The sequence below is a fragment of the Shimazuella soli genome (assembly GCF_022511585.1).
Classification (GTDB): domain Bacteria; phylum Bacillota; class Bacilli; order Thermoactinomycetales; family Thermoactinomycetaceae; genus Shimazuella; species Shimazuella soli.
Map to the genome: position 1 here is coordinate 144,885 of NZ_JAKWBN010000003.1, position 15,634 is coordinate 160,518.

At 38.3% G+C, this 15,634-nt stretch carries 17 protein-coding genes and 1 riboswitch; of the genes, 14 read left to right on the plus strand and 3 right to left on the minus strand.

Translation table 11 applies throughout. The annotated features are described in order from the left end of the window. Positions 1 to 143: 143 nt before the first annotated feature. From MK805_RS09150 to MK805_RS09175, 6 genes are all read left to right on the plus strand, one after another. Positions 144 to 1,772 carry a CTP synthase gene (locus MK805_RS09150; RefSeq protein ID WP_240875372.1) on the plus strand — a complete coding sequence of 543 codons (1,629 nt, stop codon included), beginning with the start codon at positions 144 to 146 and terminating at the stop codon, positions 1,770 to 1,772. Between the two features lie 153 nt (positions 1,773 to 1,925). Then, positions 1,926 to 2,267 (plus strand): hypothetical protein, encoded by a 342-nt coding sequence (locus MK805_RS09155; RefSeq protein WP_240875374.1) that lies wholly within the window; start codon positions 1,926 to 1,928, stop codon positions 2,265 to 2,267. Between the two features lie 132 nt (positions 2,268 to 2,399). Further along, entirely contained in the window at positions 2,400 to 2,744 is a 345-nt protein-coding gene (locus MK805_RS09160) for a hypothetical protein (protein WP_240875376.1), read from the plus strand. An 861-nt stretch (positions 2,745 to 3,605) separates the two neighbouring features. After that, positions 3,606 to 3,908, plus strand: a complete 303-nt coding sequence (locus tag MK805_RS09165; protein WP_240875377.1) for a hypothetical protein — start codon at positions 3,606 to 3,608, stop codon at positions 3,906 to 3,908. A gap of 80 nt (positions 3,909 to 3,988) precedes the next feature. Further along, positions 3,989 to 4,291: a hypothetical protein gene (locus MK805_RS09170; RefSeq protein WP_240875380.1), complete on the plus strand. Its 303-nt coding sequence runs from the start codon at positions 3,989 to 3,991 to the stop codon at positions 4,289 to 4,291. 80 nt (positions 4,292 to 4,371) lie between these two features. Further along, positions 4,372 to 4,674, plus strand: a complete 303-nt coding sequence (locus MK805_RS09175) for a hypothetical protein (RefSeq protein WP_240875382.1) — start codon at positions 4,372 to 4,374, stop codon at positions 4,672 to 4,674. Positions 4,675 to 5,001: 327 nt separating this feature from the next. On the opposite strand, the gene MK805_RS09180 is transcribed toward MK805_RS09175, so the two are convergent. Then, positions 5,002 to 5,565: an ECF transporter S component gene (locus tag MK805_RS09180; protein ID WP_240875384.1), complete on the minus strand. Its 564-nt coding sequence runs from the start codon at positions 5,563 to 5,565 to the stop codon at positions 5,002 to 5,004. Between the two features lie 168 nt (positions 5,566 to 5,733). Then, a riboswitch (FMN riboswitch) is annotated at positions 5,734 to 5,879 on the minus strand. Between the two features lie 250 nt (positions 5,880 to 6,129). Between MK805_RS09180 and MK805_RS09185 the strand changes: the two genes are divergently transcribed. Then, positions 6,130 to 6,705 carry an IS200/IS605 family accessory protein TnpB-related protein gene (locus tag MK805_RS09185; protein WP_240875386.1) on the plus strand — a complete coding sequence of 192 codons (576 nt, stop codon included), beginning with the start codon at positions 6,130 to 6,132 and terminating at the stop codon, positions 6,703 to 6,705. Between the two features lie 227 nt (positions 6,706 to 6,932). On the opposite strand, the gene MK805_RS09190 is transcribed toward MK805_RS09185, so the two are convergent. Then, on the minus strand, positions 6,933 to 9,506 hold the full coding sequence (locus tag MK805_RS09190; RefSeq protein ID WP_240875388.1) for a YfhO family protein: 2,574 nt from the start codon (positions 9,504 to 9,506) through the stop codon (positions 6,933 to 6,935). 310 nt (positions 9,507 to 9,816) lie between these two features. Further along, the gene (locus MK805_RS09195; protein WP_240875390.1) at positions 9,817 to 11,136 is read right to left on the minus strand and encodes a helix-turn-helix domain-containing protein; all 1,320 of its coding nucleotides are present in this window, start codon (positions 11,134 to 11,136) and stop codon (positions 9,817 to 9,819) included. A 193-nt stretch (positions 11,137 to 11,329) separates the two neighbouring features. On the opposite strand from MK805_RS09195, the gene MK805_RS09200 reads away from it, so the two are divergent. From MK805_RS09200 to MK805_RS09230, 7 genes are all read left to right on the plus strand, one after another. Beyond that, positions 11,330 to 11,668 carry a hypothetical protein gene (locus MK805_RS09200; RefSeq protein WP_240875392.1) on the plus strand — a complete coding sequence of 113 codons (339 nt, stop codon included), beginning with the start codon at positions 11,330 to 11,332 and terminating at the stop codon, positions 11,666 to 11,668. A 10-nt stretch (positions 11,669 to 11,678) separates the two neighbouring features. After that, a complete protein-coding gene (locus tag MK805_RS09205; RefSeq protein ID WP_240875393.1) occupies positions 11,679 to 12,044 on the plus strand; it encodes an FAM171 family protein in 366 nt (121 codons plus the stop codon). Between the two features lie 607 nt (positions 12,045 to 12,651). Continuing rightward, positions 12,652 to 13,104 (plus strand): DUF2975 domain-containing protein, encoded by a 453-nt coding sequence (locus MK805_RS09210; protein ID WP_240875394.1) that lies wholly within the window; start codon positions 12,652 to 12,654, stop codon positions 13,102 to 13,104. A gap of 9 nt (positions 13,105 to 13,113) precedes the next feature. Beyond that, positions 13,114 to 13,329 carry a helix-turn-helix domain-containing protein gene (locus MK805_RS09215; RefSeq protein ID WP_240875396.1) on the plus strand — a complete coding sequence of 72 codons (216 nt, stop codon included), beginning with the start codon at positions 13,114 to 13,116 and terminating at the stop codon, positions 13,327 to 13,329. A 65-nt stretch (positions 13,330 to 13,394) separates the two neighbouring features. After that, positions 13,395 to 13,916 (plus strand): hypothetical protein, encoded by a 522-nt coding sequence (locus MK805_RS09220; protein WP_240875398.1) that lies wholly within the window; start codon positions 13,395 to 13,397, stop codon positions 13,914 to 13,916. 16 nt (positions 13,917 to 13,932) lie between these two features. Next, complete coding sequence (locus MK805_RS09225; protein WP_240875399.1) at positions 13,933 to 14,880, plus strand: ABC transporter ATP-binding protein; 948 nt, start codon at positions 13,933 to 13,935, stop codon at positions 14,878 to 14,880. Then, positions 14,858 to 15,622, plus strand: a complete 765-nt coding sequence (locus MK805_RS09230) for an ABC transporter permease (RefSeq protein WP_240875401.1) — start codon at positions 14,858 to 14,860, stop codon at positions 15,620 to 15,622. The genes MK805_RS09225 and MK805_RS09230 overlap by 23 nt, the downstream gene beginning before the upstream one ends. Positions 15,623 to 15,634: the final 12 nt, after the last annotated feature.

The window sequence follows — 15,634 nt, forward strand, 5'->3', positions numbered from 1 at the left end:
TTTATTGACAAAGCATAGTTCCTTCTATAAAATACTTGTTGGGCTCCACAAGAGCGAATAACTGTGGAAATACGAAACGCCTCTCATATTGAGGGCGTTTTTTCTATTTTATTGGGAATCATAGCAAATGGGAGGATATGAACATGACCAAGTATATTTTTGTAACTGGTGGAGTGGCTTCTTCCTTAGGGAAAGGTATAACAGCATCTTCATTAGGGCGATTACTTAAAAATCGTGGTTTAAAAGTAACAATCCAAAAATTTGATCCATACTTAAATGTCGATCCTGGGACAATGAGTCCTTATCAGCACGGAGAAGTTTTTGTTACCGATGATGGAGCAGAGACGGATTTAGATTTAGGCCATTATGAACGTTTTATTGATATTAATCTCAGCAAAAACAGCAATGTGACAACAGGGAAAATTTATTCAAGTGTCATCAATAAAGAACGCCGCGGCGATTACTTAGGTGCTACTGTTCAAGTTATTCCACATATCACAAATGCAATAAAAGAACGTGCTTTTCGTGCTGCCAAAGAATCTGGAGCAGATGTTTTGATTACGGAAATCGGAGGTACTGTCGGAGATATCGAGAGTCTCCCATTTCTCGAAGCTATTCGTCAGATTAAAAGTGATGTTGGCCGTGAGCATGTGATGTATATCCATTGCACATTGGTTCCTATGCTCAAAGCAAGTGGAGAACTCAAAACAAAACCAACGCAGCATAGTGTAAAAGAACTCCGTAGTATTGGTATTCAGCCAAATGTGATCGTTTGCCGTTCGGAACACTCTCTATCTGAAGATATGAAACGAAAAATTGCTTTATTTTGTGATATTGATCGTGAAGCAGTGATCGAAGCTCTTGACGCAGATACCCTCTATGAAGTACCACTTATGCTTCAAGAAGAGAAATTGGATGAAATAGTTGTCCGCCACTTAGGTTTAAATGTCGGTCCTGCTGATATGACAGAATGGAAAGCACTCGTCCAAAAAGTGAAAAACTTAAAGCATGAAACAAATATTGCGATTGTGGGGAAATATGTTTCTCTGCCTGACGCTTATTTAAGTGTTGCTGAAGCTTTGAGGCATGCTGGTTTTGAAAGCAATAGTGATATTTCCATCAAATGGGTGGATTCCGAAGAAGTGACGAATGCGAATGTGGCAGAATTGCTTGGAGATGTAGATGGCATTTTAGTTCCTGGTGGTTTTGGTGATCGCGGTATCGATGGAAAAATTATCGCTACTCGTTTTGCAAGAGAAAAGAAAATTCCTTTCCTCGGTATTTGTTTGGGAATGCAGTTGATGTGTATTGAAGGTGCCCGTAATGTATTAAACCTTGCAGGTGCACATAGTTCCGAGATCGATCCAAATACTCCCCATCCTATCATCGATCTGCTTCCAGAACAAAAAGATATCGAAGACCTAGGCGGAACCATGCGTCTTGGTTTGTATCCTTGTAAAATAACAGCGGGGACGTTAGCTGCGACTGCTTACCATGATGATTTAATCTATGAACGCCACCGTCATCGCTATGAATTCAATAATCAATATAAAGAGCAAATGGAGCAAGCAGGATATGTGTTCTCGGGTACTTCTCCAGATGGCCGTCTTGTGGAGATTGTAGAATACAAAAACCATCCTTGGTTTGTAGCTTCTCAATTCCACCCAGAGTTTACTTCCCGTCCAAATCGCCCGCAGCCATTGTTCCGTGATTTTGTCGCAGCAGCTTTAAAGTGCAAGCTTGGTGAAAAAGCAATGATCGAAAGCAAGTAAAAGTAAAGATATAAGACCATCTGTCGTAGGGATAGATGGTTTTTCTTTTCAAAGGAGAGATAGGTCATTGTACGATGTAGCTATTATTGGAGTAGGGGTGGCAGGTGTTTTTCTAGCTTATGAATTAGCAAGCGGTGGTCAGCAAGAGTAGTTTTGGATCGGGGAAAAAAGTTAGCAGATCGACTATTTTGCCCGAAGGAACAAGGGAATGCTTGTAGTTGTGATGTTTGTGATACTTACTATGGTTTTGGTGGGTTGGGAAAATCGGAGAATAAATTTAATTTTTCCAATGATTTTGGAGGTCAGTTGGAGCAGAAGGTAGGATCAGAGGTATTTCGGTTTTTAATGCGCAAAGTAAATGAGACTTTATGCCGATTTGGCGGGGATAAAGTAACCTCATATACTACTTATGATCCTCAGCTTTCTCAGCGAGCAGAAGAAGCAGGTTTAAATTCATCTTTCTATTATCCCAAATGGGATAGTTCTCGATTTTGATTTCCTTCAAACAAGGTTTATCACTGCTTCCCATTAATTCACCCAATATTCAATTTATTGATAAAATCAGAGGATAAACTTTGATATATTTATTCATAATTAATAAAATATGGTTATTTAGGAGGTTTTCTCTTGAAAAAAGTACTAGCAATTTCCCTAATTTTGACTTTTTGTATCCCGTTTTCTGGTGCTTTTGCAAGTAAACATGGCCAATGGAACTATGTTGGACAAGACACATTCAAAGATGAAAGTAAAAGGATAAATTCTGGTGGCGGTGACTTTAAATTTTGTTTAGTTGACGGTCCTGGTGGCTACTATCGTTTGAATAGAGATATAAGATGGGCTCCAGATGAATATAGTCCGTATAAGGAATTATTGAAAGGAAAATGCCTAGTTTATAGAAACATACCAAAAGGAAAATATTATGTAGAAAAGAGATATAAATCAGAATGGGCTCATGTGAAGTTTTACGATTAATACAGACAAATCCTTTTATAAAGGGTATCCCCACATACCCATCAAACTAATAACAAAATGGGTAAATTTGCATATTCCCCCGGAAATGTCTATTAAGAAGTACCTTCTGTCACTGGGCCATGATCCCCAAGACCTGCAAATGCAAAAGGAATTTGAGATTTCATATGGATAATATAGGGTTGTTTTTTCTTCTCTTCTTCGAAGATTTTCTACTTAGGACTTGATAAATACTAGGGAATAGCACAACTATTATAACTAGGTAAAAATAAAACACTTGATCTATAAGAGCTGAACTGTAACCCAAAAAGTAAACAATAAATAAAAAATACTAGGCGACTATAAGATGACTTCTGAATTGATCTGTACTGCGCCCCTAATGTTAGACACGACCTACTAACATTGGAGGCGATGTTTTTTATGACGAAGTATTCGCTAGAGAGAAAATTAGAAGCAGTACAAGCTTATTTGGAGGGCGTATGGCAAGAAAGGAATTTGATGACTGCTTCAAGTCCAATTTAGCTATACAGAGTCGATCAAAACCAATTCGTGTAAAGCAACAGACCGATTAAAATAGAAATCGGTCTCTTTTTTATTATATTTTCTCAGGTATCCGTTTGCTGGTTTTGGGCTGATATAGAAATATTTTCAATTACTTTTAGAATAGAATATATCTTTATCAAAAGAAAAATACTAAAAAATAAATAATTATTTTTAAAAAAATAATATTGAATGTAATTAAATATTTATTAGTGAAAATTTGGTTTTTTTGATTTTTATTCACAATTGCCTGTGTTTTCTATGTTTTCCCCTGCTATAATCAAGATAAGAATTAAAACAATTAAATTTTAGGAGTGATTTTATATGAAAAATTTTAAAAAATTTATTGCAGTTTCTGCTCTAGCAATTGGATTTGCAATCCCAACTCTACCAGCAATTTCGCATGCAGATGTTATTCATCCTGAAGTAAAACCAAACGTTCAACCAACAGTAGTGCCTGTAGTAGCGCCAAATGTTCAACCACAAGCAGCTGATGTAGTACATCCACAAGTAAAGCCTGAAGTGAAACCACAAGCAGCGCCATTTGTAGCTCCAAACGTTCAACCTCAAGATATAGTGCATCCAGAAGTAAAACCTGAAGTGAAACCACACGTTGCGGGCAAATAATTTTTTGATCGAGGGTCAGTTAGAAAGTATAGAAGTGTCAAGGTACGAATGAAAACAATTACATTTAGGAGTGGTTGTATATGAAAAAATTCACAAAATTTATTGCAGTTTCTGCTCTAGCAATTGGATTTGCAATCCCAACTCTACCAGCAATTTCGCATGCAGATGTTATTCATCCTGAGGTAAAACCAAACGTTCAACCAACTGTAATGCCTGTAGTAGCGCCAAATGTTCAACCTCAAGCAGCGAATGTAGTACATCCACAAGTAAAGCCTGAAGTGAAACCACAAGCAGCGCCATTTGTAGCACCAAATGTTCAGCCTAAAGATGTAGTGCATCCGGAAGTAAAACCTGAAGTGGAACCACATGTAGCAGGCAAATAATTTTTTGATCGAGGGTTAGTTAGCAAGTGTAGAAGTGTCAAGGTATGAATAAAAACAATTACATTTAGGAGTGGTTGTATATGAAAAAATTCACAAAATTTATTGCGGTTTCTGCTCTAGCGATTGGATTTGCAATCCCAGCTCTACCAGCAATTTCACATGCAGATGTTATTCATCCAGAAGTAAAACCAAACGTTCAACCAACAGTAGTGCCTGTAGTAGCCCCAAATGTCCAACCACAAGCAGCGGATGTAGTACATCCACAAGTAAAGCCTGAAGTGAAACCACAAGTAGCGCCATTCGCAGCTCCAAACGTTCAACCTCAAGATGTAGTGCATCCAGAAGTAAAACCTGAAGTGAAACCACACGTAGCCAGCAGATAGTTTTGATTTGGTAGAGGGTTAGTTAGGAAGTGTAGAAGTGTCATCGTATCAAGATTTGGAAGAAACAAATAAGCAAGCGATTGCAAAAAGAACAGATGTGCATCCCAAAAGTTGATCATGAAAGATAACTTGAAGGGATGCCTTTTTTATGTCAAAGCCCTCATGAGGCATAGAATCCATCGTAGATAGCAATTACACGACTTAAAAGCGCCATGTCATTCTGGCTTTATTCATCAACAAAAAGGGACCTGAGGGGAATTAACAAAACCTCCCAGATATCTGAGAGGCTTTTATGTTAAATAAAAAGATCATCTTTAAAATGCAATATCATCTTCTTGTTTGCAGAGATAATATTGGGAATAACTTTTGGTAGAGTGGAATAAATAACGCGCCGATTAAGACTCCTTTTAAGAGATTAAATGGAGCTACCCCATAAAAAATGAGTACATTTTTTGCTTCGCCTGTGACTGTCCAGTTGATCAAATAACTATACAAAGGGAAGATGACAAAATAATTGGCTATGGTTAGCAATACAGTCATCAAGATCGTAGCGATGGTTGTTCCGATGACCATGCCTTTGAGTCCCGAGATCTTTTTACTAATACCTACAGATGTGATGACAAAGAGACTTCCAGCGACAAAGTTGGCCATTTGTCCCAGTGGGACAGCACCGGTTTCACTTCCTGACAAGAGAAAATGCAGCCCGTTTTTAAGAAACTCAATAAGCACACCGGAAAGCGGACCAAAGAGAAATGCACCAATCAAAGCGGGTATTTCACTAAAATCGATTTTCAAAAATGAAGGAAAAAGTGGTAATGGGAAATTCAGATACTCCATGAGTAGAGCAATTCCCGTTAAAACAGACAATAGGACCAGCTTGCGTGTTTGCATAAAATTATTCTCCTTTTTTACCTTCTCAGCTGGTCTTCGGGGACATAAAAAACCCCCAAAAGACTTTACTTTCGGGGGTTTGATTTCATGACGAAATAGGCTTTTTTTACGCAGAAAAAAAGCACATCGAAACCAGAGCAAGCGAATAACATTTTTTTGCTCTGTCTCTTTATCCTTCTCCCATCCAGACTATACTGTCGGCTTCGGAATTACACCGAATCCACCGTTTTGGCTCATGCCAACCCGGGTCACGGACTGAGGTTATAAAAACCATCACCGCCGGTCGGGATTTTCACCCTGCCCCGAAGGATACCATATGAAGTTTATACGCTTTTATTATATAGGTAAAGATAATCTTGTCAATATGCTGATGAGTTTCTATTGAACCCTTCATTTTCTTTGTTACTCTGATTCTAATTCTTCCTATATTTTATTTTTGTGGAGAGAACACCCGTGAATTCATTTGTGGGATGAATCGTTACGGTTTTTGGTTTTCTTTTTTGACAAATTCATCCATATTTTGTATATTGGGATTCGTCCTTAGTAGAAAAGAGGTGAGAAATCATGTATTTCACTGTAAAACAACAACTCAAACATCTTTCGAAAGAAGAATATCTGATTTTAAAAGACTTGTGTCATACTGCCAAAAATTTGTACAACCAAGGCTTATACCAAGTTCGCCAGCATTACTTTCAGGAAAAGAAATATCTGAATTGTTTGAAATATCGTATTGGGACACTGGTTATCGGATATAACGAAAATCTGCAAAGAGGAAGTAATCTAGGCAAACGCAACAATCAAAATTTCGTGAATATTCCCATTGGGATGATCAAAGAGAAGTTGGAATATATGTGTGAGCGATATGGGATGACGTTGGTGCAGCAAGAAGAAAGTTACACGTCCAAAGCGAGTTTTTGGGATCAAGATGAACTGCCCACCTATGACCCATCCAACTCGAAAACGTATACCTTTAGAGGCGCACGGGTGAAACGTGGCTTATATCGTACGTCTTCGGGAATGTTGATGAACGCAGATATCCATGGCGCATTAAACATCTTGCGAAAAAGTAATGTTGTAGCCCTTACGGGCTTATACACTAGAGGCGAAGTGGACACGCCTGTACGAATAAGGATAGCCTAGCTATCAACCTTCGTAGACGAAGCTTACGACTTTAGTCGTGAGAGGTTCACGCCGACGCCTATTATAAAGGAAAAATGTATACTGGCGCTAAATTCATTAAAAATGGAAAAGTTGCAAGTTTGCCGAAAGAGTACAATGACAAATTTTCATCCATTAGATTTGTTTATATTGACGGATAGAGTGCAGTCCAAACAGAGAATAGGCTCTGTTTGGACTATTTGTTATTCTTATTTAAGTTTAAAATGGATGATTCTGCTGCTCAAAGGCAATAGCAAAGTTATCACGAGTGATAGTATTCCGAAGAGGATTCCAACCCATAATCCAGGCGGCGTGTATTCACATGAGACAGTACTTGCATTTTTTTTAAGCGGAATCCGGATCAAGCCCAAAAAGCTCTTTGGCTGAGCGGCTTTTCCATTCCCACTAGAACACTTCCACCCTGGAGCATTTGGAATCGAAATAACAGCTGAACCCGTACTTCCCTTGGGCAATGTCGCAGTAATGGAGTGGCCAGATGCTTCCACACGAGTAGCTCCTGTTCTTTGCAAGTGTGTTACTGCATGAACGAATTTCGATTGATTCAGACAAGCAATCGGTTGTTTTCCCATCTCTCCACCTCGATAGGTGTGGATGGCAACGGCTATTTCCCCAGAAGAAGGTGCTTTTCCTAGCTTCATGATTGGTGCGCGAATAGAGGCGTTTGAACCTTGTATTTTCACCTCTGTTTTTTGATTGGTAAGTCTCGCATTTCCATAGAGATATGGAGTATAAAGATAGACGATAGACCCCGGTTTACAAGCTGTCTGTAGAGTATAAGTTCCCGGTTTACTATTGGTTTGCGGTGATAGGATATATGCTGTTTGGGTTTGATGTACAGGAGCCGTATCTTTGGAAATAATGAACTTCGGTTTTGGAATTTCATATATTTTAGTTCCGAAAAATAATTCATGATTGAGAAAGACATTTATAGTTGGTTTGGTTTTAGCAGGAAGATCAGCATGTACTGTAACAAGTGGAGGGACTGCTTGTTTTTTTGTATGTACGTGAACCAAACCATCCGGGTCAACAGTTGTCATGATTCTTCTGCCAACAGAGAAAATAGCATCTGTTACTTCATTGTCCATGCTGAGTAATCCTCTGCCCCAGCGATCCCAGCCAAATCCCAAATCTGTCACCAATTTTGTTGTATCTTTCATCGTCAAACTGCTATAGTATACGATTCCTTGCCCGCCTAAAAGCCAAGGATCGTTTTTGGCAATAAAAGTTGTCCCGGTTTCCGTCCGATAGGTTGGCCAGTTTTGATTTGCAACAATTTGTCCTCTTACTTGATCATGCCAGTTTCCCCATTCAGGGGTGGAAGTGAATCTATCATACCGAATTTGATCTACTATCACAGATGATAGAGAAGATTCTGTAGCAAATCCAAGTATGATTAACGAGATGGCGATTGCTCCCCAGATATATTTTTGTTTAGAAAGCGAAAATATGACGATTCCAAGTGCAATAATCGTGACAACAGCTATTGCACCGACAAGTGGAAAAGTAATATCCGTTAGTAGTGGACTTTTTTGTGTAACAGCCATAAGTAGTCCATATAGGATACTAGCTTCTACTAAAGTCAGCAGGTTGGACTTTTTCAAATGATGGATGGCCATCCAAGCGAGCATGGTCAAGAGCCCGCAAAAGATAAATGCCTCTCGAAATGAGCTTCCGTTGGGCTTTGCAAAAGCATGCCAGAACAGTTGTGTTGGGTTCCATTGAAACGATAGCAGGACGACCAAGGTTGTTATCGACCAGATCAACCGGGTGCGCAAAGCTATATTGGTTTGAAAGAGAAAGATAAATGCTAACAGGAGAGCTGGTGTGCCTACAAAAATACTTGGACTTAGACCAATCCCTTCTGTAGCAGGGAAAAGTCGAGAGAGCAGATCAATCCATGGCACAGCTTGAAACGGCTCGGTCAAAGTTTGTTGAGCGATAGAAGTCGCTTTTAAAATCGGATAAATGAGTGGCATGGCGATCCCTATACCCAGTATCAGCCTTCCCGCACCGCGCAGAAGCACGATCCCTCTCTGTCTTGCTGTCATTTTCATTGTAAACATCCGGATGAGTATCACAATGACAGCTCCAATTGTAGCCATATATGCCGTGTAAAAGTTAGCGATCCAACAGAGAGCTGCCAAAGATATCCCCAAGTAAACCCGTCTTCCTTCCAATGCCCAGTGCCCAACTAAGCAAATGAGCGGAAAAGCGATCAATCCATCCAACCACATGGGCACAAAAATACTATCATCGACTGCCCATCCACAGAGCGCATAAGAAGCGCCTAACAATCCAGCAAATACCCAAGACCCTTTTTTCCAAGATGACAGATAAAAACTCATAGCTGCACCAGCTGAGGCTAATTTTAGCAGCGTGATGACATATACAGCTAGATTGACTTTTTCCCGGGGGAAAAAGTAGACCAATAATTCAAATGGACTGCTCAAATAGGTAACAAAATCGGCATAAAAGCCTGTCCCAAAGGCACTGCGCCAATTATAGAAAAGATCGCCCTCTGCCTTTCCATGGAGTAAATCCCAGTAGTAGGTATGTACAGGTACAAATTGGTTCCCTAAGTCGTTAACGCTTCGCGTGATATCACCGAAAGGGAATGAGCCTCTTAGGATACCGCTAATACACATGCAGATAATGCTTAGGAAAATTGCTAGTAACATGGCATATGTTTTATTGTCTTTCAACCAAAAACTTTCAGAGGCAGCAGGATTTTTGGTCGTTATTTCATTTGAATCAGCTGACATCTCTCTCTCCTTTTATGATTTCTTGTTGAATGGTATTATAGAAAATCCCCTCTAAGCAGAACCCTGTCTTTAGAGGGGATGATCCCTTAATTGAGTAATCATTTCTCACTTGTCTTTACCTGCTGGATCGCCATCGTTTTCAAGATAACTGTTACCTAGAGGATCTCCATCTCCATACATGGTCATTTGAAAAATCCTCCTTTATTCTCCATACATTGCATTTTTTTGAATCTGTCTTTATTAGAAGGGATAGTACTATTTATAGGGGTTTTATTGAATATACTTGGCATCATTTAAAGATAGACAGGAGTCACCTAATGGATCGCCGTTCCCATACCTTTTCATTTGAAGCACCCTCCTTCAATTTACGATACATTAAGTTTTGATATTGCTTAAATTTTTGTTCGTTACCTTTATTCTCATAAAAATCACACATTTTCAGAAAAATGTCAACTGACACTGCTCTGCTATTATTACCACTAGATAGGATTTTATCTGCTTCTAGAATTAAATCCATCTCGCTTTTTAAGTGTCCAAGTGTGATTAATGCTTCTATCAAATTGATTTCTTTATTTTTCGATTTTCGAAATGATTTAACTGCATTTGAAATTTGTTCTTCTGATGACTGGCTTTCACCCAACGCAATTAACAACTTTCCATAGTTTAGATAGGTAATTCCAATACGATCAGGATAATCAGAAACATATTCTCTGTATGCAATAGCTTTGCGATAACGGATTTTTGCTTCATTCAGTCTACCCAGAGCAACGTATATTTCTCCCATCAAGGACCATATCGAAAACAATCTACGATATTGCCGGTTTTTCCAAGCTACTTGATGTCCTTTTTGTGCATACTCTAAAGCTTTTAAGGGTTGTCCTGTTTTTAAGAGTAGGGTTGCAAACTGTTCATAAATCTGAATGACAGGTGCAATATTTTCCTTAATTTTATCAATGTGTTCATAAAGAAATTCCAGCTCCCTACAAGCTTCTTCATCTCTACCTAACTCTTCTAGATATATAACCTTATTTAGATAGAGGTAAGGCTTATAATATATCCTCTCTCCGTTCTCCTGAAACACATTAATAGCTTTTTCTGTGTGTTCTAGTGCTGATTGGTAGTCTTCTTCATAAAAAGCTAAACGTCCTAAATCATTTAAACAAATAGCATGTAGATTAAAATGAGCTAAATCTGGGCATTCATCTAAACCAAGTAATGCTTTGTTAAGGAGATCTCTTGAATCTTTTCTTTTTTGAAGTACAAAAGCAATTCTCCCTTTTAAAAAGGTAGCAAAAACCTTTGCAGTTTGAAACATATTTACATCTAATTCTGCCAATAATGTGGAAGCTTCTTTGGGATTACCCGTTATGATATCCTCAATATGAAGCAGTTCCTCCATCACAGATCGTTCTCTTTCAGTAGCTTCATCCACAACCCCAAATAACTCCTCCGCAATTCCCAGAAATTCAGCATACTGTATATAGCGGTCATCGCCAACAGTGGGGAGTCCTCTTTCCATATAGCTGATGGTTGTTTTTCCTAATTCCATTTTGTCTGCTACTTCTTGTTGGTTTAAATTTAAGCGTTTTCTTTCTTTTGCTAGAATCGCTCCGACGATATCTCTCCTCATTTCTCATCCATCCTTTTATAGAGCAGTATATTGGTAAATTTTGTTCTGCTCATCTTACCAGAATGATTGGATAAATTGCAATTATTTACAAAATAAACAGCATTTAAATGAATAAAGATAGTATTTGCTGAATTTTTATAATAATCATAAACTATTTACAGGGAAACACTTAGCATGAGAAGGAGAGAAAAAAATGTCGATGAGGCTTATTGTGGAAGGCGAAGAGTGTTCTGTACAAAGGTATATTCGTGATTTAAAACAAGATAAAAGGTACAGATTTTATCACATTCATGAATTTTTACTAAATCCAGTAGAAATGAAAGTGGAATGCTATGTAGAGAGAACAAATAACAGATTATCCGAAGATAAAAAGCCACTTGCGAAGGTTATCATGGAAATCCCAGACGAGCATGGAGCAAAGAAGATAGAGATAGATTTGCTGGATATAAAACTAGTGAATTTACTAGATGGAAAAACTACGATTTTTGGGATGAGTTATGATGTCTATGCCCATCCAAGCCGCAAGGAGTAGGAGATCTGCTATGTATTGTAGAATCTGTTTAAAGCATGTTCGCTACAAAGGAGATGGATTGATGGGCAGGTTTTCATCCCTTACGGAAAAAACGTATAAAATCCTAACAAAAGATGAGGCGTATGAGGAATTTCCCGAGTTAAAAACAACGATTGCAGAAACTCCACCCGATTACGTTTATCTCGCTGTATATGATCATCGCCCTACACCACTCAGTATCCCACCTCAGTTGATCGGACCGTATCCCAGCATGGATATAGCAAATGAGGCGATAAAACAAGCGACAGATCAATACCGCTCTGTATTAAGCCATACAGAGGACAATATTGTGGAGTTTGAGAAGGTTTTAAGGTGCAGGGAAAAAGATGAAGTATAATGTTCCTGCTTAACAATGGTTTTGGATAGAAAACCTGATTAGGCTCATCATGCGATGGGTCTAATTGTATTTTCATTCTGGATATGTTTTCCAATAGTCAGTTTGTATTATAATGCAATTATCCAGTACCCCATAGTGGTGCTGATGACTTGAGGAAGATCGCCATGGAGCTGGAGCTGGTCATCCTGATGATGACGCTGTGTGGTTGTTGGAACCCCAACTGCACCCCCTGTCGAGAGGGAGGGTGCTGCGGCAACTCGACAAGTCACGGCTTGTCATGACCCTCGCAACAAGGTGACCCGGTCACCTCAACTCAAAGTCTGGTCAGTGTTCACTCACTGTCCAGGCTCCCGAATGTAATCAAATATAGATAGACTTGAGTCGTCGGAAGACGGCTTTTTTATTTTGTATGCAGATCATTGTTCATGTTAGGATGATCCTATTTTTTCACTAGATTCTAAGCCGATTTCCTAAAGTGCTGAAGTTGGTTTGATCCTGTGTTTTAACGACAAGTAAATATTATTTATCGAAAAACAATAAATTAATATTGATAATCATTAAACATGATGTTATATTGAATATGTACCAATTTTCAGGAGTTGATTGGATGAGAAATATTTTTTGGACTAAGTTTCTGAATTTTTTAATCATGCTACTCATCGTACTTTTGGCTGTTGCCCTATTGATCCTGCCATTTTTAGTTCAGCAATATGTAGATAGGATGGGGATGCATCTAACAAATACCTTGTATATAACTGTATTTTTGTATCTTACAGCCATACCATTTTTCATCTTGCTCATTATGCTAAGAAGGCTCTGCAAAAACGTTTTAGAAAAGAAACCTTTTATTTTAAGCAGTATTCGAGCATTAAATGTGATAAGCATTTGTGCATTTGTGGATTTTCTGCTTTATGCCATGGGGACATTTTTCTTGTTGAAAAATTTATTATCCCTAACCCTGATGATTGCTGCTTTTATGATTGGATTGGTGAGTTTGATATTGGCACAACTTTTTCAAACGATGATGAAAATAAAACAGGAAAATGATTTGACGATTTGAGGTGAAACCTTGCCGATTATAGTAAATATTGATGTCATGCTTGCCAAACGAAAAATGAGTGCAACAGAGCTGGCGGAAAAGGTTGGAATATCACTGCCTAATTTATCCATTTTGAAAACAAATAAGGCGAAAGCGATTCGGTTTTCTACCTTAGAAGCATTGTGTAGGGCATTGGATTGCCAGCCTGCTGATATTTTGGAATATCAAGCGGATGATTCAACTTAAACAGAAGAAGGTGTGAGTTTACGATGAAAGGAAACAGATTGATAGTTATTATTTGGAGTGTTCTCTTGTTCCTTGTCACATTCACTTGTTCACTTACTTATTTGGTTACGCAACAATCCATAAGACTAGGGGCAAATGAGCTTCCAGCACAGGCAGCTCATGATACAGCATATAATCTTCAACATGGTCAAAATCCAACATCGAGTATTCCTGTAAATAAAATAGATATAACCAAAAGCATGGATACATTTGTCATGATCTTTGATAAACATCAAAACTTATTAGCTACATCTGGACGGATGAACAACCAAAATCCCTCTTATCCCAAAGGGGTCTTAGATACTGTCAAGAAAAAAGGAGAAGACAGGGTTACATGGGAAACCAAAACGGGGCTTCGCTTTGCAACGGTAGCGATTCAAACCAATCATAACTACATTGTTGCTGCACATTCTTTGTATGAAACAGAAAAACGGATTGACAGTATCAGCAAACTCGTATTATTGGCATGGACGATGTATCTCATCTGTTCTGTCATTGCCTTTGGTATTATTTTTGTAGTTGTTCGGAAGATAAACAGAATTCAATAAGTATGGAGGAGCCACGATGTCTTCGACTCGATCAAATAAATTCGCATTAGAAATGAAACAGATTTATAAGAAATATTCCCATAAAACCGTTGTAGAGGATGTTTCGCTTTCTATCAAACCAGGTGAAGTTTTTGGACTTTTAGGGCCTAATGGTGCAGGGAAAACAACAATCATCCGTATGCTTGTCGGATTGGTTCAACCATCGTCAGGAGAAATCCATTTAATGGGGTGTGATTTAAAGAGAAATTATGAAGAAGCGATTCAACATGTTGGTGCCATTGTGGAAACACCAGACTTCTATGGTTTCTTAACAGGTTATCAGAATTTAATGCAATGTAAACGGGCAAAAAAGGGAGTTTCCCATGAAGATATAAAACGTGCCGTTCAATTTGTTAATTTGGAAGAACGAATTCATGATAAAGTTTCTTCCTATTCACTTGGAATGAAGCAGCGTTTAGGCATTGCACAGGCTATTCTACATCAGCCACAGCTGCTCATCCTCGATGAGCCAACCAATGGACTTGATCCGCTTGGGATGCGCGAGTTAAGATCGATCGTACAACGATTGGCAAAAGAAATGAATATAGCTGTTTTCATCTCCAGTCATATATTATCTGAGGTACAAGAGATATGTGATAACGTGGGATTTATCAAAAATGGAAAGTTGCTTTTTGTTCGTGATATGAAATCGATAGAAATGGAGCAGAGTAAATTTCGTATAGTGGTATCCGATGGGCAAATGACGCAACAAATTTTTGAACAACTTGGCTGGATATTTGATGTGGGGGACACACTTAACAGCTTTATCATCTCTGGCAGCTCAGATACAAATAAGCTCGTCAAAGAATTAGCTTTATCAGAAGTAGGCATTTTGCGTTTCGAACCAGTCTTAAACACATTAGAAGATGTATTTATGGAAACAATGAAAGAGGATGATATTCATGATAGGGTTAATTACAAATGAGATGGTCAAAATATTTCGTCAATTAAAAATGTGGGGAGTACTGGGAATTTGTTTTATTTTGATTTTACTCTCAGGTATGAGTAGTGGAGATCAGACAGCAGCTCAATCCATTATTACTTTGACCTATGGTCTTTCATCGTTTTTATTTTTACCACTCCTTGTTTCCTTAGTATTTTCTGATTCGATAAGCAATGAGGTTTCACAAGGTACAATTAAACTGCTAATTGTTCAACCTATTTCACGTATACGTATTTGGATTAGTAAATGGATTGCAGGAATAATCATCTCTTGGTCTATTCTTTTCTTATTAGCAATAGGTCTTTACCTTTTCGTTGGAATCAAAAATGGATTTGGATCTTGGAGTTCAGTCGCCACCATTATCGGACATGGCAAAAGTATCGGAATGTTAACCATTCAAATGTATGGATTACAACTTTTAAGCCTGATTTCTATTGTAACTTTCATTTTAGCTTTGTCTACTTTCATAGATAATGCTTCTCTTGCTTTTGGGATATCGATGGCGATTGTCATTAGTACTTCCATTCTTTTAGTCCTAGCTCAGAAGCATCATTGGCAGGCTCTAAAATTTTTGTTTGCTGCACAATGGATGTTACCAGGGCATCTAGTGAATGAAGATCTTACTTCTTCTAGTCTGCCTTTTGGCTTAACTATTTTAGGGGTTTGGATGGTATTATTTTTGCTATTGAGTCTCATTCGTTTTTCACGCAGGGATTTCTCATAAAGTTGGAAAAGG